The organism is Niallia sp. FSL W8-0954, assembly GCF_038005605.1.
Classification (GTDB): domain Bacteria; phylum Bacillota; class Bacilli; order Bacillales; family Cytobacillaceae; genus Niallia; species Niallia circulans_A.
In genome coordinates this window covers 4,585,534-4,610,149 of record NZ_JBBOTN010000001.1, presented here as the reverse complement: position 1 = coordinate 4,610,149, position 24,616 = coordinate 4,585,534, and the positions used below count along the sequence as shown (strand labels likewise).

Genomic DNA, 24,616 nt, shown 5'->3' with positions numbered 1-24,616 from the left:
GAGTTCCTTCCTGCATAGTAAGGAACTCTCTCTTTTTGAAAAAATAATAAAATCATCCAAATAGTCGGAAATTTACATGCTATAATAAAAGGATATTAAACTTTATAAAGAAAGTTGGGGGTTTTTAATGGCTGTATATACTCCTCAGACAAGGTTTCATCCAGAGGTTGCTCTTACAAATCTCTCTGATATGACAAGTGGCGCCCATATCTTGTACTTAATGAACGATGAAGATAAATACATAACTAATGCGGCGTCCTTCTTAAAAACCGGTCTGCTTTTGGAGCAAATAGTAATTTTTGTCGATCAGAAGAAAATATGGCCACTAATAATAAAAAAGTTGGAAGCGAACGGATTACATACTAAGCTAATTGATAAAATAAACTTTATTAATAGTGAAGATGTTTATTTTAAAAACGGAGAGCTATGTTTGGAGAATATGTTGGAGGCAAGCAAAGACTTGGTGGATCCTACCCTTTTTTTCAATAAAGAAATTACCATCCGTTATTGGGGGAAAATAATACCAAGAGTCTTAAGTGAAAAAAGTAACATAGACAAATTACTTCAATATGAGGATGAAGTGGATGAGTACATAAGGAATTATCATAATTATACGGTATGTGTTTATGACGGGATGGAGTTATCAGCAAGCAATTATATACGCTTAAAAAAATACCATCCATATGTGATGACAGATACGGAATTTACATTATCCAGTGTTTATGAAAAAGAAATCTTACCTCCATCCCCCGTGCGAAATGGTAAATATGAAGAGACAATTGCTAATTTACAATTAGCACAAACCTACTATTCCCGGCTAGTAGAGGACATGCTAGACGCGGTATTTATTACTTCCAACAATATTATTATGTATGTAAATAAAGCAGCTGCAAAGTTACTAGATGCAGAAGATCTTGTCGGAAAGTCAGCTTATGAGATTATGGAGCCAGATTTTCTAGAAAACTATTTAGATAAAAATAGAAATATATGGAAAGAAGAAATTTCGACTCCGTATGAAATGCAGCTGATTACCTCAAAAGGAAAAAAGGTAGAGGTAGAAGTTTTAGCTTATCCGTTTCTTTTTGAAGATTTAAGTTCCACCATTATTATCATTGCTCGAGATATAAGTGTCAGAAAAGAGAATCAGCAGCTTCAGATAAAAAATGAAAAACTTGGAATAGCAGGACAACTAGCAGCAAGTATTGCCCATGAAATTAGAAATCCTCTCACGGCTATTAAAGGTTTTTTAAAGCTGGCATACCAAGGTGCGATGAAATTAGATGATATTTATCCAATCCTTGATCTTGAAATCAATCGAATCGAAACAATCGCAAGCGAGCTAATGTTCTTAGGAAAGCCAGCCAGATCAGAGATTAAAGAAACAAATATTGGGAAAATTCTTCTCGATGTCTATACATTGATGCAATCACAAGCCAATTTAGATAATGTTGTCATTAATTTAGATACATATGGAGATCATTTAATTACATTATGCAATGTGGATCAGATGAAACAAGTTTTTATCAATTTGGTCAAAAATGCGATTGAAGCAATGGATAATGGCGGCACCATAAATATGGAAGCAAAGCTTGATGGAAAATGGGTAGTTGTTACTATTAATGATAATGGGAAAGGAATACCAGATGAAGTAAAGAATAAGCTGGGGGAACCCTTTTATACAACAAAAGAAAAAGGAACCGGGCTAGGGCTAGTAATCTGCTATAACATTATCGCAGAACATAAGGGCAAAATAGATTTTGTCTCAGAAGATGGAATGGGTACCACATTCACAATCCAATTACCTCTCGCTAATAAATAGACGTATGTTTAAAATAACCTCTAAAGTGAAAGAATTCATAATAATAGAGGAGGTAATGAAATGAAAAGAAGGCATTTTTACATGGCGGCGATTTTTGCCGTACTGTTACTATTTTACGGTTGTTCATCTGGTGAAAAAAATAGCGATGGTGAAAATCAATCTACGCAAACTCAGCATGAACATAAAGAAACAGGATCTTCAGATATTCCCGATGACCTAGAGCCAGCATCAGATCCAACTTATAAAGAAGGTAGTCAAGTCATCTTAAAGGCAGATCATATGGAAGGAATGGACGGAGCAGAAGCGACGGTATTAAATGCATTTAACACGATTGCGTATGAAGTGACTTACACTCCGACAACAGGTGGAAAACCAGTCAAGCATCATAAATGGGTTATCCAAGAGGAAATAAAGGATGCTGGAAATGAAATGCTTGAAAAAGGGACAGAGGTTACCTTAGAAGCAGATCATATGGAAGGGATGAAAGGTGCAAAAGCAACGATTGAATCCGCTGAGAACACAACCGTATATATGGTAGATTATCAACCGACAACAGGTGGCGAAAGGGTAACAAACCACAAGTGGGTCACCGAAGAAGAAGTATATCCGGAATAATATTAGAAGAAAAGGGTTGTCATCACAACTCTTTTTTTGTATGCTGAAATAATAAGTTTTCTGAAAATTATAGATGTAATTAATGCTTTTTAGGGATAATTTGACAAAATATTGTAAAAAGTGATAAGTTATTAAAAAATACATATACAACTATTCTCAAAGAAAAGCCAAAGTGATATAATAGTTGTACGTTATAAAGAACGAAGTGGTAGGATGATAGGATTTTATACAGAACATCTTTGTGTTTTTTACTAATAATTTACAAAGAAGAAATTCGTATTTGAATTCCTTTTTAGCAAAAAAATGGTATAATCAAAAGTGAATTGCCTAAAGGAGGAAATAAGTTGAAAAAAGTAAGAAAAGCGATCATTCCAGCCGCTGGTCTAGGTACTAGATTTTTGCCAGCAACGAAAGCGATGCCGAAAGAAATGTTACCAATTGTCGATAAACCTACTATTCAATATATCGTAGAAGAAGCAATTGCTTCTGGTATTGAAGATATTATTATCGTTACAGGTAAAGGAAAAAGAGCGATTGAAGATCACTTCGATTACGCACATGAATTAGAACAGAATCTTCGTGATAAAGAGAAATTTGAATTGCTTGAGAAAGTTCAATATTCTTCAAATCTTGCAGATATTCATTATATTAGACAAAAAGAGCCAAAAGGCTTAGGACATGCTGTATGGTGTGCAAAAAGCTTTATTGGCGATGAGCCATTTGCTGTTTTACTTGGTGACGACATCGTTCAGAGCGATACACCATGCTTAAAACAATTAATTGACCAATACGAAGAAACACATGCTTCTGTTATCGGCGTTCAAACAGTGCCAGATAATGAAACACACCGTTACGGAATTGTCGATCCAGGCGAGAGCGAAGGAAGAAGATACCAGGTGAATAATTTCATTGAAAAACCAGCTCCTGGAACAGCACCTTCTAACCTAGCAATCATGGGTCGCTATGTGCTAACGCCAGAAATCTTCATGTACTTGGAAAATCAAAAAACAGGTGCAGGCGGAGAAATCCAATTAACAGATGCCATCCAACAATTAAACCAAATTCAACGTGTTTTTGCTTATGATTTCGAAGGAGATCGTTATGATGTTGGTGAAACATTAGGATTCGTAAAAACAACATTAGAATTTGCTTTACAACGCGATGAAATGCGAGAAGAAATTATTGAATATATGAAAACAGTACTGGATAAAGCTGATCTAGATAAAATCAAAGTATTGTAATAAGAGAACGCCTTTTGGATGTAGATAATCTGCATGTGAGAGGCGTTTTTATTTGGAATTTGTGGTGTGAGTGAGAGGGGGTTGGTAGTTGCTGGTGGTTTGGCTGATAAGTTGAGAGGTTTGGCTGATAAGTACTGAAGTTTGGCTGATAAATCTGAAGAATGGCTGATAAGTACTGAGGTTTGGCTGATAAATCTGAAGATTGGCTGATAAGTACTGAGGTTTGGCTGATAAATCTGAAGTTTGGCTGATAAGTACTGAGGTTTGGCTGATAAGTACTGAGGTTTGGCTGATAAGTACTGAGGTTTGGCTGATAAATCTGAAGTTTGGCTGATAAGTACTGAAGTTTGGCTGATAAATCTGAAGAATGGCTGATAAGTTATGAAGTTTGGCTGATAAATCTGAGGTTTGGCTGATAAATCTGAGGTTTGGCTGATAAATCTGAGGTTTGGCTGATAAATCTGAGGTTTGGCTGATAAATCTGAAGTTTGGCTGATAAGTACTGAGGTTTGGCTGATAAGTACTGAGGTTTGGCTGATAAATCTGAAGTTTGGCTGATAAATCTGAGGTTTGGCTGATAAATCTGAGGTTTGGCTGATAAATCTGAGGTTTGGCTGATAAATCTGAAGAATGGCTGATAAGTACTGAGGTTTGGCTGATAAGTGCTGAAGAATGGCTGATATCCTAAAATCTCTTCGTTTAATTTTGCTCTTGTCTCAGTGTTTCTAGCCAATAATTCCAAATCTCCGCCAAAATTAGAAGGATTACCACAAAACGGCACTCAAATCGACTCCACATTCAATCACCACTGCAAATTCCCTTCCTTCATTTAACATTCTACTCGCACCACGCCTTCCAAACTAAAAAAAGCTTTATCACTTGTCCTCAATAACAAGTAATAAAGCTATTTCCAAAAGCAAAGTTTCTAAATTAGTTCACTTCACTCTTCGCTGAAGTCCGACTCTTCTTTTGCCAAAACTCCTTCACTTTGATGATCGCATCCTCTGTGTTTTGCACATATAAATCGATAGTTTGCTCATCTTTATATTGTAAAGCCGTTCTTTCATAGAGTGGATCATAATAGTAGGTTAACAGCAATTCAACAGCTTCAGCATAATTTCTAGTCTGCAGAGCTTCTTCAATTTTAGCAGCCGCGGGTGTGTGGATGCGCCGCTTGATTAATTGGAATGCTTCTACACATTCATCATGATGATCGGCTGGAGAATAGTCAGCCAATATATGCTGAACTCGCTCCTCGATGGGCATATGAATAAATAGCTGAAGGCCAGCCTCCTTTTTTTTCAGAAGAAAGTTAGGCATCAGTACTTTGCCAATCCGCTTGCTTTCACCTTCCATTAAAAAATAGGGAGAAGCAGGCAGCTTTTCGATTTCACCGACAAGCAAGGAGTCGAAAGTCTTCTGATTATGGGGCTTGAGTCCAATTTGTCCGAAGATGGAGCCACGATGATTGGCCATTCCTTCCAAGTCCAATACAGGAAGTCCTTCTTGTTTTAAATGCTGTAAAATAACAGTTTTATTGGAACCCGTGTAGCCGTTTAAGACAATTGCTTCCTGAGCCATTTCCATTGTATCTAATTGGTGGATAACCCATTGGCGGTACGTTCGGAAACCGCCTTGCAAGCGGTAGCTATGCACGCCCATTAAATCAATAACGGTTGCCGCTGTTTTACTGCGCATGCCGCCCCGCCAGCAAAAGACCACTACATCCCTTGATAATTCTTGGAAGGACTGGATGAAAGCAGGCAGTTTAGCAGACACGATTTCCAAGCCGCGAGCTTTTGCCGCTTCCACACTTACCTGCTTATAAAGAGTCCCAACTTCTGCTCTTTCCTCATCTGTAAAAAGAGGGATATTGATACTGCCAGGAATTGTATGCTCGTTAAATTCAGAAGGAGAGCGAACATCTACTAAAGAAAATTCCTTTTTCTCCCGTAATTCAAATAATCGTTCGATTGTTATATCTTGAAACAAGGTAGCTCCGCCTTTCTCTTACCCAACAAAAATATGGCCAGGGCTCTCTTCTGTGACTTCTCCAATGATCGCCGCTTCTACACCGGCATCAACTAATTCTTGCAGCAATGCATCTGCTTGTTCACCTTCCACCGAAATAAGCAATCCGCCAGACGTTACAGCATCACATAAAATCAACTGATCAAGCTCATCTAAGTCAGAAGCAAAAGTAACATCGCCTTCTAGGTGGGCAAAGTTATTTTTCGTACCGCCAGGAATTACTCCTTGTTCCGCTAATTCTTTTACGCGTGGAAGAACAGGAACTTGATCGCGCTTAATATGGATGGTTGTATTGCTTCCTTTCGCCATCTCTGAAGCATGTCCAAGTAATCCAAATCCAGTTACATCTGTACAAGCATGCACATTATAAGCCTCCATCACTTCAGCAGCCTTCTTATTCAGTGTAGCCATAACTTTTGTCACACGATCAATTTCTTCTGCTGATAAAAGACCTCTTTTAATAGAAGTGGTTAGAATACCGACACCGATTGGTTTTGTTAAAATTAGTTTGTCAGTAGGCTTAGCACCGGCATTTGTACGTACTTTATCTGGATGAATGGTTCCAGTGACAGCAAGACCAAATTTGGGTTCTTTATCATCAATGGAATGTCCGCCAACAAGGGTAGCTCCAGCCTCTTTCACTTTATCGCCAGCACCTCGCATAATATCAGCCAAAATTTCTTTTTCCAAAACAGAAATAGGGAAAGCCACAATGTTTAGGGCAGTTAACGGTTTTCCACCCATTGCATAAATATCACTTAAGGCATTCGCTGCAGCAATTTGTCCAAACGAGTAAGGATCATCCACAATTGGCGTAAAGAAGTCGACTGTTTGCACGATTGCTAATTCATCTGTCAGCTTGTAAACGCCAGCATCATCGCTTGTATCTAAGCCAACAAGAAGATTTGGATTTTTCTCTGCTGGTGGTAATGTACGAATAACTTCAGATAAGTCAGCAGGACCGATTTTGCAGCCGCAGCCCCCTTTGGAGGATAAAGATGTAAGTTTAACGGAATAAGACTGTGTCATATGACACCAACCTTCTTTCTAGTAAATTAAATATTTTTTATTAAGTATCCTTCTCTATTATAAAGCAATGGGCGGTTCATTGCATGCCTAGTAGATTGGATGGGAAAAAAAGGAGGTTGAATCATTTTTCGGGTACCTAAAATTTAAAATATGATATAATTTATACGCAATTAATCTAATATATCGAAGGTGAAAGTGATGAGTACGTTAGCAGAGGAGCAATCAAGCAAAAAAAGAACGTTTTGGTTCGCTTTTCTATTTGTTTTAGTCGCAGTAATCGGTCTCACATATGTGAAATGGTGGCCATATTATCATAAAGCCATCCTTTCTTTTCAAACAAATTCTATCGGAGATTCGATTTTACAGGATCAAATTTCCGGAACATTCACATGGAGTGCCGCAGTAGATTATACGGTCACTTACTTCCAATCTGTTTGGAAGGCAGCAATTTTAGGTATTCTACTTGGTTCCCTTGTGCAAGTGCTTCTGCCGACTGGCTGGCTATTAAAGGTGCTAGGAAAAACGAGCTTTGGCAGTACTGCAGCAGCAGGACTAGCATCCATACCAGGAATGATGTGTACTTGCTGTGCCGCGCCAGTCGCTGTGGGGCTTCGTAAAAAAAATGCTTCCGTCGGCGCAAGCTTGGCTTTTTGGATTGGGAATCCAACCATCAACCCAGCAACCTTAATTTTTATGACCTTTGTCCTTTCTTGGAAGTTTACATTATTACGTCTTATCGTTGGACTAGTTTTAACATTTGGCATTAGCTATTTTGCCAACCGCTTTGTTAAAAATCCAACTCCTGTCTCTGTGGATAAATTAATAGAAGATGCGGAAGTAGATAAGCGTCCATTTTTAAATAGATGGCTTACTTCTCTTGGAAGCATGGTTCTTTATGTGGTACCGGCCTATGTTCTGTCCGTATTAATTCTAGGGGCAGCGCGTTTTTGGCTCTTCCCGCAGCTAAGTGACAGCATGTCTAATAGTTTGCTTGCTATTCTGCTTTTTGCAGTTGCTGGGATGCTTTTTGTTATTCCAACAGCCGCAGAAATTCCAATTATTCAAACGTTAATGGCGATGGGTCTTGGAGCAGGACCAGCTGCAGCCCTGCTTATTACACTGCCAAGTATAAGCTTGCCATCTTTATTGATGGTAGCAAAATCCTTTCCAAGAAAAGTGCTCGTATTTGTATCCATATCGGTAGTCGTTTTAGGAATTATCAGTGGATTAATAGGAAAATTAATATTCTAGTATGTTAAGATCCGCGTGTGTCAATACACGGCGGATCTGTTCTTTTTTACAATGTTAGTGGAGGAACGGATGACTAGTTCTGGTTCATAAATAATCGGGTCTTTCAAGAAAAGCGTGTATTCTTTTCCTTCAATGGCTGCAATTATTCTTCTAGCTGCATCTCTTCCCATATGACTTTTCGGATGGGCGATAGTAGTTAAGGGAAGATTTGGTGAGTCAGCTAATGCAGTATCATCGAAGCCAACAAGGGAGATATCCTCTGGTACAGATAAATGCAATTTTTGTAAAACTTTTTGAACAATAACGGCAATATTATCATTGTAGCAGACGATAGCAGTAGGTATATTCTTTCGATTTGTAAGCGTATTCAAAATTTTCTCCTCCAAACCAGCATGTAATTCTTCTGTTGTAAAAGTAACGACAAGCTCTGGTGCAATCGGAAGCTTTTCATTTCGCAGCGCCTGCAAAAAGCCTTGCATGCGATGAACGCCTTGTAAATCATCTGATTGAAAGAGACCAAGAAGTTGTTCATGCCCAAGCTGGATTAAATGATTTGTTGCCATATATCCGCCTTTTACATCATCCATGATTAAATAGAAGGGAGAAAGCTGCGAATAATATTGATTGATCATTACATAGGGAATATGGCGTTCCTCCAGCTCCAGGTAATAATCTAGATTAGGATTGAAATGACTACTTTTCGTAGGTTCTAAAATAAGCCCATCCATATTCAAATCAAGGAGCTTGCGGATACATAATCGCTCCTTTGCATGATCATTTTCCGTACAAACTAATGTTAAAGTATAGCCTTTTTCTGTTAAATAAGTTTCCATTCCACGGATAATCGATGGAAAAATATAATCAGAAAGATAAGTGGTCATCACCCCAATGTTTTTCCCATTCGCTATTTTCTTACCTTTTCTACTAGCAAAAGGTTCCCCGCAAAAGGTGCCAACACCCTGCTCCCGATAGAGCCATCCCTCATCGACAAGCTCTCCAATCGCTAATCGAACCGTGTGCCTGCTTACATCAAACAGCTTCGAAAGCTCATACTCCGAATAAATCCGATCCCCCGGTTTCACCCGTCCATTGATTACCCAATCCTTTACCGATTCCATCACCATTACCTTTTTTGAATGTCGCCCCATTGTAAGTCCCCCTTTAAATGCAAATCTGTTACTTCTAACAAATGCAGCCAATTCCGCAGATATACATTTTTTATTGTTTTTGTGAAAAGTTTATTGGATTGGAGAGGATGAGGGGGAGCCCACAAGCAAAGTTGACAGAGTCGCAAGTAAAATGGAGAGAGTCGCAAGCAAAAGTAGCAAAACTGCAAACAAAGTTGAATAAACCGCAACAATACCAAAAATGCTGCAACCCCATCCTCCATCAGCTCCAACAAAACACATAATCAGCAAGTATACAAAGAAAGTTACTCAATAAAATAGCCAATAACCGCACTTATAATCGAAAAAATACTTCAATAAAAGTTTTGGTTTTACATTAAAAGAAATAAACATAGACATTTACAATTACAAGTATAAACATTATAATGAAAACGATAACAGTTCGGAGGTGTCCTTCATGAAAAAAGAGCAGGTAATCAATGAATATCGAGAATATAAAGGATCTGGTCGAAAGCCCGCGGATTATGATGCGTATTGGGATAAAGCGATACAAGAGCTAGCAGAACAAAGCTTAGATTACGAGTTAGAAAGAGTAGAGATTCCTTCCAAAACGGCAGAGTTTTTCAACTTATATTTTACAGGTGTAAAAGGTGCAAGGATAAGATGCCAATATATCCGCCCGAAAAAAATAGAAGGAAAAGTGCCTGGGATGCTGATGTTTCATGGTTACCATGGCGATAGTGGGGACTTTGGTGATAAGCTTTTCTGGGTAACAGAGGGGTTCGCTGTTCTTGCGATGGATTGTCGCGGGCAAGGCGGAGAGTCAGAAGATAAGACAACGGCGAAAGGAACGACATTAAAAGGATTAATTATCCGCGGGGTCGAAGAAGGACCAGAGAGCCTTTATTATCGAAGCGTATTTTTAGATACTGCTCATGCAGCTAGAATTTTAATGAGCATGGAGGAAGTTGATGAAGAGGCTATTTCTGTTCAAGGTGCCTCACAAGGGGGAGCTTTATCATTAGTCTGTGCAGCACTGGAACCGAGAGTGAAAAAAGTAGTAGTGCAATATCCCTTCCTTAGTGATTATCGCAAAGTATTTGAGTTAGACATTAATTCATCTGCATATGAGGAATTGGCATATTGGTTTCGATTCCGCGACCCAATGCATGACAGAGAAGAGGAGTTTTTCGATACATTAGAATACATTGATTTACAGCATTTGGCACCGAGAATTAAAGCAGAAGTAAAGTGGCAATTGCGTTAGAAGATGGAGTTTGTCCGCCAGCAACGCAATTTGCTGTGTATAATCAGATTTCTTCACCAAAAGAGATGATCTTCTTCCCAGAGTATGGGCATGAATATTTGCCGAAGCTCGGAGATAGAGTCAGGGGATTTTTGTTAAATCATGAGTAGAATGATTATACTCAAAGAAGAAACACTAGAATTTTATTTATCAAATGGATTAATAGGTTATTTATTTCATGTCATTGAAAAAACATCCTGGCTAGAGCATCTTTATTTTTGGTAAAAGCAAACCGACACTTGATAATTCTCAATACATACTAGAAAGAGAGATTCGTCCTTCTATTAATCAAATAGAGGGGAATCATCCTTTTACTTTAGAGCATATAAGAAAACAATAAGGGAGATTAGTATCATGAAAAAATTTCCGGAAAATTTTTGGTGGGGTGCAGCAACATCTGGGCCGCAGAGTGAAGGCCGTTTTAATAAACAGCATGCGAACGTTTTTGACTACTGGTATGAAACAGAGCCGGAAGTATTCCATAATCATGTAGGACCAGATACAGCATCTAATTTTTACAATAGTTATGTAGAAGATATTGCATTAATGAAAGAGATCAACTTAAACTCTGTTCGTACATCGATTCAGTGGACACGTTTAATTGATGATTTCGAAACAGCAAGCTTAAACGAAGATGGCGTACGGTTTTATAACAATGTAATTGATGAATTTATCAAGCAAGGGATTACACCTGTAATGAACCTGCATCATTTCGATTTGCCTGTCGAGCTGTATCATCAGTATGGCGGCTGGGAATCTAAGCATGTCGTTGATCTTTTTGCCAAGTTTGCTCGCCGCTGCTTTGAATTATTCGGCAATCGCGTGAAGCATTGGTTCACGTTTAATGAGCCAATGGTCATTGTCGATGGGCAATATTTATACCAATTCCATTATCCAAAAGTAGTAGATGGAAAAAAGGCAGTACAGGTGGCATATAACTTGAACCTAGCATCTGCAAAAGCCATTAAAGAATTCCGCGACTTAAAAATGAACGAAAAAGGCGCGAAAATAGGCACAATCTTAAACCTAACTCCGTCCTATCCAGCTAGCGATAAGCCAGAAGATGTGGAAGCAGGAAGAATTGCGGACCTCTGGCGCAATGAAATGTTCTTGCATACAGCCGTTTACGGAGAATTCCCGCCTGCATTAGTGGAACTTTTAACAAAGGATAAAGTAATTTGGGAAGCAACAGAAGAAGAGCTAGCGATTTTAAAAGAAAATACCATTGATACACTTGGGGTAAACTTCTATCATCCTTCGCGCGTAAAAGCACCAGATGTAGCACCAAACAGTGTCGGGGACTGGATGCCAGATCGCTATTACGATCATTACGCCATGCCTGGGCGTCGTATGAACTTGGATAAAGGATGGGAAATATTCCCAAAGGCGCTATACGATATTGCCATCAATATTCGTGATAACTATAAAAATATCGAATGGTTTGTATCAGAGAATGGCATGGGCGTTTCCCGTGAGGAACGTTTCTTAAATGAAGAAGGCGTAATCGAGGATGATTACCGCATTGAATTTATTCAAGAACATTTGGAATGGATTCATAAGGGAATCGAGGAGGGCTCTAATTGTTATGGTTATCATTTATGGACTCCAATCGATTGCTGGAGCTGGATGAATGCCTATCGCAACCGCTATGGATTTATTTCAAACAATATTCATACCCAAGTGAAAACTATTAAGAAATCGGGTTATTGGATTAAAGAAGTAAGTGCCAAGAATGGGATTGAATAATTAGGAAGAAGATCATCGCTTAATTTTTGCGGTGATCTTTTCTCAAAGCATATAATAAAAGTGAAAGCGTACACAAATGGAGGGTGTTCAAATGTCCTTATTAGTAATGGATATAGGCGGGTCTTCCGTCAAGTTTGCTGTCTGGGAAAAAGAAAAGCTAGTGGACAAAGGCTCTTTCATCACACCAAAAATGTGGGATGAGATGAAACAAGAAATGATGCAGTTAAAAGAAAAAATGGACGCAAAATACACTATTGAGGGCATTGCAATTAGTGCTCCAGGTGCGGTGAATCAAAGAAAAGGAGTGATTGAAGGGGCAAGTGCTGTTCCTTATATTCACCACTTTCCGGTTATATTCGAGTTAGAGGAACTATTTGGCTGTCCTGTTTCCATGGAAAATGATGCAAACTGTGCAGGTCTGGCGGAAGTATGGAAAGGTGCCGCTCGTGGAATGCAGAATGTTCTGTTCGTAGTTATTGGTTCGGGAATTGGCGGTGCAGTTATTGTGGATGGAAAAATTCGTCATGGGAAGCATCTATTTGGAGGCGAGTTTGGATACATGCTGCTAAAAGAGGATAAAACCTTTAGTGACCTAGGGACGGCTGTCAATATGGCGAAACGCTATTCCAAGAGAATGGGATTAGAAACTCCGTTAAGCGGCAAAGAAGTATTCGAACTCGCCGAACAAGGAGATAAGGCAGCAAAAGAAGAAGTAGAAACGTTCTATCACTATTTGGCAACAGGCATCTACAATCTGCAGTATAGCTTCGATCCGGAAAAAATCATAATTGGCGGCGGTGTCTCTGCTAAGGAAGGCTTACTAGACGAGTTGAACGTTCATCTTGCCAGAGTAGTAGAAAGCACAAAAATCGCTCCATTCATTCCCGACGTAGCTATATGCGATTTTCAAAATGATGCCAATTTAATTGGTGCTGTTTATAATTATGAGCTTGTTTTTGGAAAGTAGGCAATGGAAAGTGCGGAGTCGCAAGTAAGTGTGAGGAAGGCGCAAGCAAAGTGTGCGAAGTCGCAAGTAAGTATGCGGAAGGAGCAAGTAAAGTGTGGAGAGCCGCAAGGAAACTCGCAAGAACTGCAAATAAACGGACAAAACCCACAAGTAATCTAGTGAATCGCGCAAACAAACTTTCGTAGCTCTCAAACTAACTGACATAGTATCGCCGAAGTAGCCGCTGACCATTAAACAACGATTAAGATTCAATATATTGCTAGTCCACAATATTATTTTTTTTCAAAAAATAGTAGTTAAAATAATGAGAGAAGAGGGACGAATTATGTATATGGCAAATGATAATAGGTATGAAAAGATGATCTACAATCGTGTGGGGAAGAGTGGATTGAAATTATCGGCGCTATCACTGGGGCTGTGGCATAATTTTGGGGGTGTCGATTTATTTGAAAATAGTCGTGCTCTTGTAAGAAGAGCGTTTGATTTGGGGATTACGCATTTTGACTTGGCGAATAACTATGGGCCGCCTGCTGGTAGTGCGGAGGAGAATTTTGCAAGAATCTTAGAAAAGGATTTACAGTCGTATCGGGATGAGCTGATTATCTCCACAAAAGCAGGATATGGGATGTGGGCTGGGCCGTATGGTGATGGTGGCTCGAAGAAATATTTAGTGGCTAGTCTTGATCAAAGCTTAAAGCGGATGGGGCTTGATTATGTGGATATTTATTATCACCATCGTCCAGATGAGGAAACGCCATTAGAGGAGACGGCCGAGGCTTTGGACTTATTGGTCCGTCAAGGTAAAGCGTTATATGTTGGTGTTTCCAACTATTCATCGGAGCAAACAAGAGAAATCGCGCGGATTTTTGAAGAGAAAAAAACGCCATTCATTATTCATCAGCCTTCTTACAGCATGTTTAATCGCTGGATCGAGGATGGATTGAAGGATGTTTTAGTGGAAAAACAGCTTGGAGCGATTGCCTTCAGTCCACTTGCTCAAGGATTATTGACAGACCGCTATTTAAATGGAATTCCTGAGGATTCTCGTGCCAATCGGGAAACGGGACTATGGCTGCATAAAGAAAATGTGGATCAGACGATCGATAAAGTCAGAGCTTTAAACAATATTGCGAAAGAACGAGGGCAAACCCTTGCCGAAATGGCCGTGGCCTGGATTTTGCGTGATGGCATTGTCACAAGTGTACTGATTGGCGCAAGCAAGGTAAGCCAAATTGAAGACAATGTGAAGGCGCTGGATAATATTCGTTTTAGTGCGGAAGAGCTTGCTGCTATTGATAAGGTGCTAAAAGGATAAAGAGAAAACCACTGCTGGAGCAGTGGTTTTCTCTTTAATTAGCTAAGCGTTTGATCATTTCTAAACACATTCTTGCATGATGATAGGGACATTTCCAGGAATCGACGATATTTTCTTGTGTTTGATACTTTTCATCGCGGAGGGAAGAAATAACTTCGCCGTCTGCGTCAATGCGGGAGTACCATTCACCGCCCTCGCGCTTATCCTAGATAGTTGCTTGAATGTATTTCCATACATCCTCACTATACATTAAATAGTTTGGGATATTAGACGTTGCGGAAGCCGATTACCGTTTTTTATCGACTTACACCAATTAGAACAACTTGTTTATGGCATTATGTTTGTCTATATTTCCTATTTCATTGCTGAAAACCTAAATAAAAATGGGGGAAGAGGATGCTATCCATGTTCCCCGTTAATTTATAAATGAAAGGTATTTTTTTTCAAACGAGCAATAATATACTCTCCTTGCAGAAGCATAAATAGAAAAAACAATGGGATGGCAAGAAAGACGAGTTTACGGTGCCATTGTAAGTTGCGATGAAGGAGAAATGCCGAAAACAAGTTAGTCAGCAGAAAATTAGTCATAAAAAAATCACCCTTTTTTCTCTTAGTGTGATAAGAAAGAGTGATTTTTATTCAGGAGTCAGCAGCTGCAATAGCTTAAAGTGCAGACCGACATGTTGGGAACACAGGCATATCTAGCTTTTTCCCATATGTATTGGATTGTATAGCATTCATTCTATCTCATAAATAAGACTTCGTTGAATATTAGAGGAAAAAAATATATATTTGGAATAACATGACAAGAAAACGGCCTTTATTATTATATTTTTATCGTTTAAATCCTATAGTTAGGAATTTTCTTATTCTAATCAAAGACTCACTAGTCCAGTATTAAGAATCAAAGCTCTTTGAAAAATTTATTTGCTGCGTTGTAAAGGCATTTTGACAAAAGAAGTAATTACCACTCCAACCTTTATTCCGAGCTGGTATTATCTGTTCATTTCAACAGACTCGCTATAGCGCAGGCTTTTTGTTTAACTTATTTTGTTTTCCCATTTATTCATTTTTTTATCTAGTAAGTCATACAGCTCTTCTTCTTGATTAGAAAGCTTATAAAATAATGATAAAGCAACAAGGAGAGTATCAACACATTCTTCCTTAATGTCTTCTTTATTGAGCTGTTTATAGTCGCTTCCACTTGCATTTGAATAAGAAAGCACAGCCTGCGACACTTCCCCAGCTTCTTCTGATAACTTTAATGCCATTTGCTCCAGTGTCTTTGGCTCCAAGTTACTCAGCTTCCTTACTCTCTCTAAGTAGTTGTTCATGGTATTCTCTCCTTACACTTATTTAAATATAGGTTAGTTAAATCCATTGATAGCCTTCAATTTATTAAGGTAGGATAGCGCTTTTCAATTAGCTACACTGCTGATTTATATAAAAAAGTGTGTTACATAACATTTAACATTATTGATAAATATCTTTTTGCGTATGGATAATGTCAAATAATTCTTTCAATATATTTTGATAAGATAAATCTGTGGAGGAAGATAGTGTCTGTAATTGACGAATAGCACCTTCACAAACACCCCATCTTGTATAAGAACTTTGAGTTTCTTCTAAAATAAAACTTATTAATTCTTTTTGCTCTTGTGATAATTCATCCCAACTTATACACTTGTCAAGTAATTTTCTTATTTCCCTAATAGCTGATTCTTGATCGTCGGCTGAATTAGCTGATTTATACGGAAATAAAACTTGATTCGTTTGTTTTGTAATCTCAATGTTATTTTCTAAACGTAAAATATTATAATCTAGAATATCAGAACTACTTATATTCAGCTTTATTTGATCGGAATATCTAAACTGATAACCTAAACTTCCAATAAAATGTGTGGATAAATCCATTGCACTTTTTTCGATCTCTTTTCCATAAACGTCTATTAAGCGTTTTGACAGCCAATTTAGTTCTTTATAATGTCTTTCTTGCATGTAACTTTGTAATTCTTCATCATTTTCGCCCAAAGAGATATTATACAATTCCGAGATTTTCTCCGTCCCATAAATGGAGTGCTTTACTCGAAGCTGGGAATGAAATAGCTGTTTATCATATGGACTTCCTTCCAGCAATAACGTATCTTGTTGTTCGTCAACTTTTTCGTCAACTTTTTGAATAATAGAAAGAATCAATTGTGATTTTGTAGAGAAGTAATTATAAAATGTGCTTTTGGAAACTTTTGCTTGTTCCAAGATATCTTGGATTGCAGTATCATGATAGCCTTTTGTTCGAAATAATTGTTTAGCTGCTTCAATGATTTTTTCTTTTTTACTCATACAATTTTAACTCCTTAAAATATGATGGTTATCATTATAATACCAATCTACCATAAAAATAGACTTGAGTACAGAAAAATAAACTTTTGTTTATTTTTAAGAGAGGATGAAAAGATAAAAGCCCCTCATGTAATATCAATAAGGGCTTTTATCTTTTTCTATTTATTAAAAAAATTTAAGACGCGATTATTAATTTGTTCTGGCTTCTCCATCGACATCAAATGACCAACTCCTTTTATAATCTCTGTCATAATATGAGGAGAGGAGTTCTTGGCACGATTAAAAGCTTCCACAGGATCATACATTACTTCTTCTTCTCCAAGTAACAGAAGAAGTTGAGTCTGAATTTGAGCTAATTCCTCATCCTCAAATACATAGGGGAATGCTTGTTTCACCTGAGTTGCTTTTGGTGGAGAAGACACAGTGTCCTTCATTCCAGCTATTAATTGTTGTTTTATTAGAGGGTCAACAGTATAACGGTTGCCAAAAATCCAGTTTAAAAAGTTGTTAACTCCTGCTTCATTACTAACTAATCCGATAGCGTAAGAATAGAATTCAGGCTGAAAAGGAATATAAGTAGCAGCTGGGCTCATAATAACAGCTTTATTCACCTTATCAGGGAAAAAGGTCAAGAAATTAACCGTATGTAAAGCACCATAGGATAAACCTACAATATTTGTTTTAGCAATTTTCAAAGAGTCTAGCACTTCATTTAACCAAGAGGCATAGCTTAATCGATTGGAGAATGGTTTCTCTGCAATGCTTTTATTTGTATCACCTAAAATATCAATACAAATGACTCTATAATGCTTACTCCATTCTGCCACATTTGGATACCACATGGTCGAACTCATTTTAGCACCATGCAAAAGGAGTAGTGGGGGAGACAACTTATCTCCACTCTCAATTATATAGGTCTTTCCATAAGACGTTTCTACAAAATAAGAGGAAAATTGTGTTGGCCATAATGCTTTTAATACGTTATCGTAAGATTGAATGTATGTACTTTTTGGGTCGTCTGACTTTAAATGATTCATTTGAATTCCTCCACATAGTTGTTTTTACTAAAACTCACCAATCGTTTTAGTTAAGTTTTAAGAAATAATTTATGACTGATTTTAGATCACTGTTTGTTAAGAGTTCTTAAGTTACAAATAGATTAATAGATGGAACTTTTGTAAGTCGATTTAAATAATTCCCCAATATCTCTAAATTTCAAAGCTATATCGAATTTCCAGATATCCTTTCTCCTTTTAAAAGAGTACCCATAAGGCAGATGACTTAATAGAAGAGATACTGTTTATTCAGCTTTATTCGATGGAGACTTTATAAAAAAACATAGTATAAATGCGATGACGATTAGAATTAAGCCGGATATAAAGGCATTCTTAAGACCATTCAACAACGGAATAAAGGAAGAGTCTTCGTAATAGCTTGAATATTTGGTCACAGTAGCCGACATAACTCCAACCATGACTGCGGAGCCTAGTGAGGCAAACACTTGTCGAACAGTATTATTTATTGCAGAACCGTGACTTATCCAATCATTAGATAACGCATTTATTCCCGCAGTGGCTAACGGCATCATGACAAATCCCATACCTAGCATTCTAAATGAATAAAGACAAACAATCCACCAAGTAGCTGTATTGTTAGAGAGGTATAAGAATGGAAAAGTTGCTGCCGCTAGAATGAACATGCCCATTATTGATATTTTTTTAACGCCATACTTATCAAATAATTTCCCTGATATTGGAGAAATAATACCCAGTACAATCGCACCAGGAAGCAATATTAGCCCCGATTGAAGTGCTGAGAAGCTCTTTATAGTTTGTGTATAAATAGGTAAAAGAATTTCAAATCCAATCATTGTCATAAAAATAATAGAAACGATCATTGTAGACAATGTAAATGTTCTACTTTTAAAAACTTGTAACTCCAAAAAAGGTTGGGTGAGTTTAAATTGTCGATGGGAAAATAAGATTATGATTAGGAGACCAGCTATGCAAGAGAACCCTGTAATTTTATTTTGCCACCCTATATTACCTGCAACGCTAATCCCATATAGAAGGGAACCTAAACCTAAGCTACTAAGTATAATAGAAAGGATATCAATCTTCGGTTTATTTAAATTAATGACGTTTTTCAAATAGAAGCATGCCAGCAACATGTTAATCACAGCAATTGGGAGAATAATATAAAATAAGTATCGCCAATTAAAATAATCAACAATCCACCCAGATAAAGTAGGAGCAATAGCGGGAGCAAATGCAATAACAATTCCTACTAACCCCATAGCCTCTCCTCGTCGTTCAACCGGATATACTAAAAACATTAATGTCTGCATTAAAGGAATAATCAATCCTGAACCAACCGCCTGGATGATACGTCCTAATAACAGTATGTTATATGTAGGGCTGAGAGCACAAATTACTGTGCCTATTACAAAGCTTACCATTGCTGTCATATATAATGTTCTATTATTTATTGTATTTAACAAAAATGCTGAAGTGGGAATCATGATGCCACTGATCAACATAAATGCAGTAATGAGCCATTGTGCGTTAATAGCACTAATGTCTAAGTCAACCATTATCTTTGGCAAAGCTGTGACCAATAACGTTTGGTTTATGATAGTTAAAAAAGTACCAATCATTAAAACGATGACAAATCCGGCTCTACTAAATGGATTTCCATTAATGTCAATTGGATGTGTTCTAATATTTGTCATTCTTCTTATCCACCTTTTTTTATAAAATTGTACTAAGGTATATTTTTTTGAACTCGAGTACAATATCATGATAAAAGTGAATAACAAGGATGTCAATAACTTTTTTGATCCGGCACCACTATTTGATGAGCAAAATTAGGACCGGATACGACTTCCAGTTGCCGTTTATCCATACTCTTTAATGATTCTTAAATAGCAACAAAGAATAACTTTCTTTTCTCGCCAATATAGATAGGATGAAAGAGATAGCTCATTGCAGAATTTTTTCCCGTTTTTCTTTCCAAGATAATAGTTTCACTACATGACGACATGCATTTACAGATGGAAAAGGTGCTGACCATTTATTTGCTTTTTTTCTATATAAAAAGAAAAAGGAGTGGGTCAGAATGACAATAGGCTTTGATTGTGCTACCAAATTAACAGAGAAAATGGCAAAAGACTTGTATGGAGCAGGATTTCGTTATGCCGCACGCTATTTAGGGGATAGCTGGAAGTCCTTTAATAAGAAAGAGGCTGAAGTGATTCAGAAGGCAGGAATAAAGCTAATTAGTATTTTTCAAAAAAGCGCTAATAAGATTTCCTATTTTACAGAAAAGCAAGGAACAGTAGATGGGAAGGACGCAGAAAAGTGGGCAAAGGCAGTTGGACAGCCGGCAGGAACCGCTATTTACTTTGCAGTTGATTGTGAGGTTACAGGAAAGCAAATGGCACAAATCCAAGCTTACACTGCGGCTGTGAAAAAGGAACTAAAATCCTACAAAATAGGCGTATACGGTTCCTATGGAGTAATGCATGCCATGAAGGGGGAAGTTGATTACTTATGGCAGACCTATGCATGGTCACGGGGAGAAGTCGCTCCCTTTATTCATATGTATCAACATGAAAATAATATCATCCTAGAAGGCGTCAACATTGACCGGAATCAGATTATGCAAAGTCCTGGACACTGGGGAGCAGACAAAATGCAGGCGAATAAGTACACTGTTCAGCAGGAAACAGGTGCCTTTCTAACAGCAGCAGATGCTAAAGCTGGCCAAAATAAAAAGGGAATCGTCAAGCCAGGAACATACTCGATTTTTAACACATCCCAAGGAATGATAAATGTCACGAAAATAGCAGGAAAACCGGGGGCATGGATTAACCCGCAGCAAGAAACAGTCCACATCGTCTCCAGTGGTGAAACGTTAACGAAAATTGCCAAAATCTATGGAACAAGCCTTTCATCCATCCAAGCAAAAAATCCACAGATTAAAAATGTGGACCTTATTTACCCTGGGCAAGCGATAAAAATCTGAATTGACTAGACATATTTTGTGGAAAATGAAGGGTTTTCAAAGGCGAAGAGCGAATAAAAAGGTGAGGTGAAAAAATAGATGAAAAAGATAGAAAAAGAAGTTCGATGGGGAATTATTGGCTGTGGAGATGTGACAGAAGTAAAAAGTGGACCAGGCTTTCAACTAGCTGAAAACTCAAAGCTAGTGGCAGTTATGCGCCGCAATGGTGAATTGGCTAAGGATTATGCGGAGCGTCATCATGTTTCCAAATGGTATGACGATGGAGAAGCGCTAATAAATGATCCAGATGTCGATGCTATTTATGTCGCTACTCCACCAGCTTTTCATAAAGAATATGCACTTCTTGCCGCAAAAGCAGGGAAACCAGTGTATGTTGAAAAACCAATGGCAAGAAATTATCAAGAGTGCCTAGAGATGATTGAAGCATGTAAACAAGCAGATGTGCCTTTATATGTTGCCTATTATCGACGTGCACTTCCTCGTTTTCTAAAAATAAAAGAAATAGTCGACAGCGGTGTGCTTGGGGATATTCGCTTTGTGCGAACAATCCAATACCAGCCACCTTTAAAAGATGATCAAGCATGGAGAGTGCAGCCAGAACTTGCAGGCGGTGGACTATTCCTTGATTTAGCGAGCCATACATTGGATATTCTGGATTTTCTGCTTGGACCGATTAAGGAGGCAGAAGGATTCGCAACCAACCAAAATGGCAGCTACGAAGCAGAAGACATGGTGACCGGCAATTATCTATTTGAATCAGGTGTGCATGGAACAGGGACATGGTGTTTTGGCGCCTATGACCATATGGACGAAAACGAAATTGTCGGAAGCAAAGGGAAACTGACTTTTGCAACCTTTGGGAATGGTCCCATTACGTTAACAACCTCAGAAGGAACGGAAGAGTGGGTAATCGAAAATCCGCGTCATATTCAGCAGCATATGATTCAATTGATGGTGGATGAGTTAACTGGAAAAGGCACTAGTCCAAGCACAGGCGTAAGTGGAGCAAGAACCAACTGGGTAATGGATCAGCTGATTAAAGGGTATTATGGGGAAAAGGCATCTCGTTGAGAGGTGCTTTTTTGTGTGGCAGCGCTGACTTTGTTTTGGCTGATATTTTCCAAGTTTGGCTGATTACCTCTGAGCTTTGGCTGATATTTTCCAAGTTTGGCTGATTACCTCTGAGCTTTGGCTGATATTTTCCAAGTTTGGCTGATTACCTCTGAGCTTTGGCTGATATTTTCCAAGTTTGGCTGATTACCTCTGAGCTTTGGCTGATAAATCCCCAGTTTGGCTGATTCTCTCTGAGCTTTGGCTGATAAATCCCCAGTTTGGCTGATTCTCTCTGAACTTTGGCTGATATTTTCCAAGTTTGGCTGATACCCTCTGTACTTTGGCTGATATTTTCCAAGTTTGGCTGATTCTCTCTGAGCTTTGGCTGATAAATCCCCAGTTTGGCTGATTCTCTCTGAGCTTTGGCTGATATTTTCCAAGTTTGGCTGATTACCTCTGAGCTTTGGCTGATATTTTCCAAGTTTGGCTGATTACCTCTGAGCTTTGGCTGATAAATCCCCAGTTTGGCTGATTCTCTCTGAACTTTGGCTGATATTTTCCAAGTTTGGCTGATTCTCTCTGTACTTTGGCTGATATTTTCCAAGTTTGGCTGATACCCTCTGTACTTTGGCTGATAAATCCCCAGTTTGGCTGATACCCTCTGTACTTTGGCTGATTCGCCCCTTACTTTGGCTGAAAAACCGGTTATTTTTGCTGATCATCTCCTTTATTTCAGCATATTAATGACAATATTGCTAAAAAATTAACTTTCTATCTTACGACACTCTTTCATAAACCAGTTTTCTTTTCAAAAAATAAAATCCCGAAGCACCATCTTCTGCTTCGGGATTTTTCCTATTTTTAACTTTATTTCGAACTTGCAGTAGCTCTTCGGATAAAAAACGATAGCACTAATGCAACACTCGCAATAATTGTAGCTACAATAAAAGCGTCATTAATTCCGCTGATTGTAGATGCTTGAGTTGCTTTTCCATAAATCGTAGAAATCGCTAGGGTTTGGCCTGCTCCAGTCGGAAGTCCTGTGAGACCAGCTAAGCCTTGACCAAGCTGAGCTAATTTCTCTGCAATATATGGGTTGGCAGACGAGATAATGTTGTTATAGTTATCTAAATGAAAAGCGGTACGATTAGTCATAACTGTGATTAAGAAGGCAGTACCAATACTTCCCGCAACCGTTCTTGCTGTATTGGAGACAGCAGTCCCATGGCTTGTTAAGCTTAATGGAAGCTGGTTCATTCCCTCTGTCATTACCGTCATCATAATAAACGACATCCCGAACATCCGGAAAATATAAAGCATCATGAGATGAGAATAAGATGTCTGCATCGTTAATTGAGTGAAGCCCCATGTGGTGAGAACCGTAATGACTAAACCGATGATCGCTAGTGGTCTTGCCCCGAAGCGGTCAAAAAGTTTACCGGAAATTGGTGACATGATTCCCATCACAATCGCACCTGGCAACATTAATAATCCTGAATCGAGGGCAGTGAAGCCACGGATATTCTGCAAATAGATTGGTAAAAGCAGCATTGCCGCAAACATTGCCATATTGACAATCATGCTTACTAATGTTGTTAAAGTAAAGATACTATATTTGAATACACGTAAGTCCACCATTGGCGCTTCTGTTGTCAGTTCTCTCCAGACGAAGAGGCATAAGAAGATTACTCCGATAACAAGAGAAAGAACAACTACTCTGCTATCCCAGCCGTTATTTCCTGCTTCACTGAAACCATAAAGTAAGGAGCCTAGGCCGACTGTACAAGTGATAAAGCCAATTGTATCAAAGACTGGATTGGATACTTTCGTTACATCCTTCATCCACAGAATAGCGATAATTAAATCGAGAATGCCAATTGGAATAACAAGCTCGAATAAAACTCTCCAAGAATAATGACCGATTAACCAGCCTGATAAAGTTGGCCCAATGGCTGGGGCGAAAATCATAACGACGCCCATAATTCCCATTGCTGTTCCGCGTTTTTCGGGCGGAAAAATAATTAAAAAGACGGTCATTAAAAGTGGCATTAGTAAACCGGCACCTGCTGCTTGGATGATACGCCCAATTAGGAGCATCGAAAATCCAACAGAGGTTGCACAGACAATGGATCCGATAGTAAACGCGGAGATTGCTGAAATCAGCAGTTTCCGTGTTCCTAGTTTATTGATTAAAAATGGGGTGATTGGGATAAACACTCCATTTGTCAGCATATATCCAGTGGACAGCCATTGGACAGTACTTGTTGATACATTTAAATCGTTCATGATATGTGGAATGGCCACATTTAGTAAAGTTTGGTTCAGAATAGCGACAAATGCACCTAGCATGAGGGCAATAATCACTTTGCCGCGGTGGATTTCTTCGCCCATTTCAAGTGGTTTATAAGGCGCTTTTGCTGTTTTTGATTCTTTGGCCACAGCTGCTGGCTCCTCTTCATCCGCTATTTCGTTAGATTCGACCGCATTAGCAAGGCGTTCCTCTTCATCGGATATTCCTTCATTTGTTTCCATTGCTTCTGCTACGCCATCTTCTTTCTTCGATGGCTCTTCTTGTTTCACCATCTCTGATTTTGTAAGGGATGACGCAGTGTCATTTTCCTTCTTGGCATCTTCCATAACGCGGTTTGGTTCTGCTACTGTCTTCTTTTTTCGTAAAAGAAGATTGATGATCAGCAGGAGGAGGATGCTTCCTATAATATAGCTTGTGATGTAAGTGGTCATATCCATCA

At 38.4% G+C, this 24,616-nt stretch carries 22 protein-coding genes and 1 pseudogene; 12 read left to right on the top strand and 11 right to left on the bottom strand.

Translation table 11 applies throughout. From position 1 onward, the window contains the following. Window positions 1-127 precede the first annotated feature (127 nt). The 3 genes from NX902_RS22505 (at window position 128) to galU (ending at window position 3,675) form a co-directional block, all read left to right on the top strand. Window positions 128-1,819: an ATP-binding protein gene (locus NX902_RS22505; protein ID WP_171510150.1), complete on the top strand. Its 1,692-nt coding sequence runs from the start codon at window positions 128-130 to the stop codon at window positions 1,817-1,819. Between the two features lie 60 nt (window positions 1,820-1,879). After that, window positions 1,880-2,434 (top strand): YdhK family protein, encoded by a 555-nt coding sequence (locus tag NX902_RS22500; RefSeq protein WP_095329638.1) that lies wholly within the window; start codon window positions 1,880-1,882, stop codon window positions 2,432-2,434. Between the two features lie 344 nt (window positions 2,435-2,778). Continuing rightward, on the top strand, window positions 2,779-3,675 hold the full coding sequence (gene galU / locus NX902_RS22495; protein ID WP_095329639.1) for a UTP--glucose-1-phosphate uridylyltransferase GalU: 897 nt from the start codon (window positions 2,779-2,781) through the stop codon (window positions 3,673-3,675). Between the two features lie 379 nt (window positions 3,676-4,054). Here the strand turns inward: galU and NX902_RS22490 are convergent, their stop codons facing one another. The 3 genes from NX902_RS22490 to selD all read right to left on the bottom strand — a co-directional run bounded on the left by NX902_RS22490 (window position 4,055) and on the right by selD (window position 6,735). Further along, entirely contained in the window at window positions 4,055-4,456 is a 402-nt protein-coding gene (locus NX902_RS22490; RefSeq protein ID WP_171510149.1) for a hypothetical protein, read from the bottom strand. A 149-nt stretch (window positions 4,457-4,605) separates the two neighbouring features. Then, window positions 4,606-5,667 carry a tRNA 2-selenouridine(34) synthase MnmH gene (gene mnmH / locus NX902_RS22485; RefSeq protein ID WP_095329640.1) on the bottom strand — a complete coding sequence of 354 codons (1,062 nt, stop codon included), beginning with the start codon at window positions 5,665-5,667 and terminating at the stop codon, window positions 4,606-4,608. Between the two features lie 18 nt (window positions 5,668-5,685). Then, entirely contained in the window at window positions 5,686-6,735 is a 1,050-nt protein-coding gene (gene selD / locus NX902_RS22480; protein WP_095329641.1) for a selenide, water dikinase SelD, read from the bottom strand. A 198-nt stretch (window positions 6,736-6,933) separates the two neighbouring features. Between selD and NX902_RS22475 the strand changes: the two genes are divergently transcribed. Continuing rightward, complete coding sequence (locus NX902_RS22475) at window positions 6,934-7,986, top strand: permease (protein ID WP_095329642.1); 1,053 nt, start codon at window positions 6,934-6,936, stop codon at window positions 7,984-7,986. 20 nt (window positions 7,987-8,006) lie between these two features. On the opposite strand, the gene NX902_RS22470 is transcribed toward NX902_RS22475, so the two are convergent. Then, window positions 8,007-9,134 (bottom strand): GntR family transcriptional regulator, encoded by a 1,128-nt coding sequence (locus NX902_RS22470; protein WP_095329643.1) that lies wholly within the window; start codon window positions 9,132-9,134, stop codon window positions 8,007-8,009. 131 nt (window positions 9,135-9,265) lie between these two features. Between NX902_RS22470 and NX902_RS22465 the strand changes: the two genes are divergently transcribed. The 6 genes and pseudogenes from NX902_RS22465 (at window position 9,266) to mgrA (ending at window position 14,447) form a co-directional block, all read left to right on the top strand. Then, the gene (locus NX902_RS22465; RefSeq protein ID WP_341161026.1) at window positions 9,266-9,397 is read left to right on the top strand and encodes a hypothetical protein; all 132 of its coding nucleotides are present in this window, start codon (window positions 9,266-9,268) and stop codon (window positions 9,395-9,397) included. Between the two features lie 173 nt (window positions 9,398-9,570). Then, a pseudogene (locus NX902_RS22460) lies at window positions 9,571-10,529 on the top strand (acetylxylan esterase). 244 nt (window positions 10,530-10,773) lie between these two features. Next, complete coding sequence (locus tag NX902_RS22455; RefSeq protein ID WP_095329645.1) at window positions 10,774-12,165, top strand: glycoside hydrolase family 1 protein; 1,392 nt, start codon at window positions 10,774-10,776, stop codon at window positions 12,163-12,165. Window positions 12,166-12,256: 91 nt separating this feature from the next. Next, window positions 12,257-13,132, top strand: a complete 876-nt coding sequence (locus NX902_RS22450; RefSeq protein ID WP_095329646.1) for an ROK family protein — start codon at window positions 12,257-12,259, stop codon at window positions 13,130-13,132. Window positions 13,133-13,135: 3 nt separating this feature from the next. Beyond that, on the top strand, window positions 13,136-13,291 hold the full coding sequence (locus NX902_RS22445; RefSeq protein ID WP_163186387.1) for a hypothetical protein: 156 nt from the start codon (window positions 13,136-13,138) through the stop codon (window positions 13,289-13,291). A 163-nt stretch (window positions 13,292-13,454) separates the two neighbouring features. Further along, a complete protein-coding gene (gene mgrA, locus NX902_RS22440) occupies window positions 13,455-14,447 on the top strand; it encodes an L-glyceraldehyde 3-phosphate reductase (RefSeq protein WP_163186412.1) in 993 nt (330 codons plus the stop codon). Between the two features lie 1,040 nt (window positions 14,448-15,487). On the opposite strand, the gene NX902_RS22435 is transcribed toward mgrA, so the two are convergent. The 4 genes from NX902_RS22435 to NX902_RS22420 form a co-directional block, all read right to left on the bottom strand. Beyond that, complete coding sequence (locus NX902_RS22435) at window positions 15,488-15,781, bottom strand: MazG-like family protein (RefSeq protein WP_095332542.1); 294 nt, start codon at window positions 15,779-15,781, stop codon at window positions 15,488-15,490. Window positions 15,782-15,920: 139 nt separating this feature from the next. Next, on the bottom strand, window positions 15,921-16,787 hold the full coding sequence (locus NX902_RS22430) for a TetR/AcrR family transcriptional regulator (protein ID WP_095332544.1): 867 nt from the start codon (window positions 16,785-16,787) through the stop codon (window positions 15,921-15,923). A 158-nt stretch (window positions 16,788-16,945) separates the two neighbouring features. Continuing rightward, on the bottom strand, window positions 16,946-17,824 hold the full coding sequence (locus NX902_RS22425; protein ID WP_095332546.1) for an alpha/beta fold hydrolase: 879 nt from the start codon (window positions 17,822-17,824) through the stop codon (window positions 16,946-16,948). Between the two features lie 263 nt (window positions 17,825-18,087). Then, window positions 18,088-19,518, bottom strand: coding sequence for an MDR family MFS transporter (locus NX902_RS22420; RefSeq protein ID WP_171510144.1), 1,431 nt, complete (start codon window positions 19,516-19,518; stop codon window positions 18,088-18,090). Between the two features lie 386 nt (window positions 19,519-19,904). On the opposite strand from NX902_RS22420, the gene NX902_RS22415 reads away from it, so the two are divergent. After that, window positions 19,905-20,813, top strand: a complete 909-nt coding sequence (locus tag NX902_RS22415) for a glycoside hydrolase domain-containing protein (protein WP_123258468.1) — start codon at window positions 19,905-19,907, stop codon at window positions 20,811-20,813. Between the two features lie 78 nt (window positions 20,814-20,891). After that, window positions 20,892-21,884 (top strand): Gfo/Idh/MocA family protein, encoded by a 993-nt coding sequence (locus NX902_RS22410; RefSeq protein ID WP_095332552.1) that lies wholly within the window; start codon window positions 20,892-20,894, stop codon window positions 21,882-21,884. Between the two features lie 104 nt (window positions 21,885-21,988). On the opposite strand, the gene NX902_RS22405 is transcribed toward NX902_RS22410, so the two are convergent. The 3 genes from NX902_RS22405 to NX902_RS22395 form a co-directional block, all read right to left on the bottom strand. After that, on the bottom strand, window positions 21,989-22,306 hold the full coding sequence (locus NX902_RS22405) for a hypothetical protein (protein ID WP_341161025.1): 318 nt from the start codon (window positions 22,304-22,306) through the stop codon (window positions 21,989-21,991). Window positions 22,307-22,357: 51 nt separating this feature from the next. Then, on the bottom strand, window positions 22,358-22,588 hold the full coding sequence (locus NX902_RS22400) for a hypothetical protein (protein WP_341161024.1): 231 nt from the start codon (window positions 22,586-22,588) through the stop codon (window positions 22,358-22,360). A gap of 145 nt (window positions 22,589-22,733) precedes the next feature. Further along, window positions 22,734-24,608 carry a DHA2 family efflux MFS transporter permease subunit gene (locus tag NX902_RS22395; protein WP_123258465.1) on the bottom strand — a complete coding sequence of 625 codons (1,875 nt, stop codon included), beginning with the start codon at window positions 24,606-24,608 and terminating at the stop codon, window positions 22,734-22,736. Window positions 24,609-24,616 lie beyond the last annotated feature (8 nt).

Bases quoted from the DNA above. Each gene is read 5' to 3' on its own strand.
- NX902_RS22505 (WP_171510150.1), top strand. From the start codon at position 128: ATGGCTGTATATACTCCTCAGACAAGGTTTCATCCAGAGGTTGCTCTT.
- NX902_RS22500 (WP_095329638.1), top strand. From the start codon at position 1,880: ATGAAAAGAAGGCATTTTTACATGGCGGCGATTTTTGCCGTACTGTTA.
- selD (WP_095329641.1), bottom strand. From the start codon at position 6,735: ATGACACAGTCTTATTCCGTTAAACTTACATCTTTATCCTCCAAAGGG.
- NX902_RS22475 (WP_095329642.1), top strand. From the start codon at position 6,934: ATGAGTACGTTAGCAGAGGAGCAATCAAGCAAAAAAAGAACGTTTTGG.
- NX902_RS22470 (WP_095329643.1), bottom strand. From the start codon at position 9,134: ATGGGGCGACATTCAAAAAAGGTAATGGTGATGGAATCGGTAAAGGAT.
- NX902_RS22455 (WP_095329645.1), top strand. From the start codon at position 10,774: ATGAAAAAATTTCCGGAAAATTTTTGGTGGGGTGCAGCAACATCTGGG.
- NX902_RS22450 (WP_095329646.1), top strand. From the start codon at position 12,257: ATGTCCTTATTAGTAATGGATATAGGCGGGTCTTCCGTCAAGTTTGCT.
- NX902_RS22445 (WP_163186387.1), top strand. From the start codon at position 13,136: ATGGAAAGTGCGGAGTCGCAAGTAAGTGTGAGGAAGGCGCAAGCAAAG.
- NX902_RS22435 (WP_095332542.1), bottom strand. From the start codon at position 15,781: ATGAACAACTACTTAGAGAGAGTAAGGAAGCTGAGTAACTTGGAGCCA.
- NX902_RS22430 (WP_095332544.1), bottom strand. From the start codon at position 16,787: ATGAGTAAAAAAGAAAAAATCATTGAAGCAGCTAAACAATTATTTCGA.
- NX902_RS22425 (WP_095332546.1), bottom strand. From the start codon at position 17,824: ATGAATCATTTAAAGTCAGACGACCCAAAAAGTACATACATTCAATCT.
- NX902_RS22420 (WP_171510144.1), bottom strand. From the start codon at position 19,518: ATGACAAATATTAGAACACATCCAATTGACATTAATGGAAATCCATTT.
- NX902_RS22415 (WP_123258468.1), top strand. From the start codon at position 19,905: ATGACAATAGGCTTTGATTGTGCTACCAAATTAACAGAGAAAATGGCA.
- NX902_RS22410 (WP_095332552.1), top strand. From the start codon at position 20,892: ATGAAAAAGATAGAAAAAGAAGTTCGATGGGGAATTATTGGCTGTGGA.
- NX902_RS22400 (WP_341161024.1), bottom strand. From the start codon at position 22,588: ATGATCAGCAAAAATAACCGGTTTTTCAGCCAAAGTAAGGGGCGAATC.
- NX902_RS22395 (WP_123258465.1), bottom strand. From the start codon at position 24,608: ATGACCACTTACATCACAAGCTATATTATAGGAAGCATCCTCCTCCTG.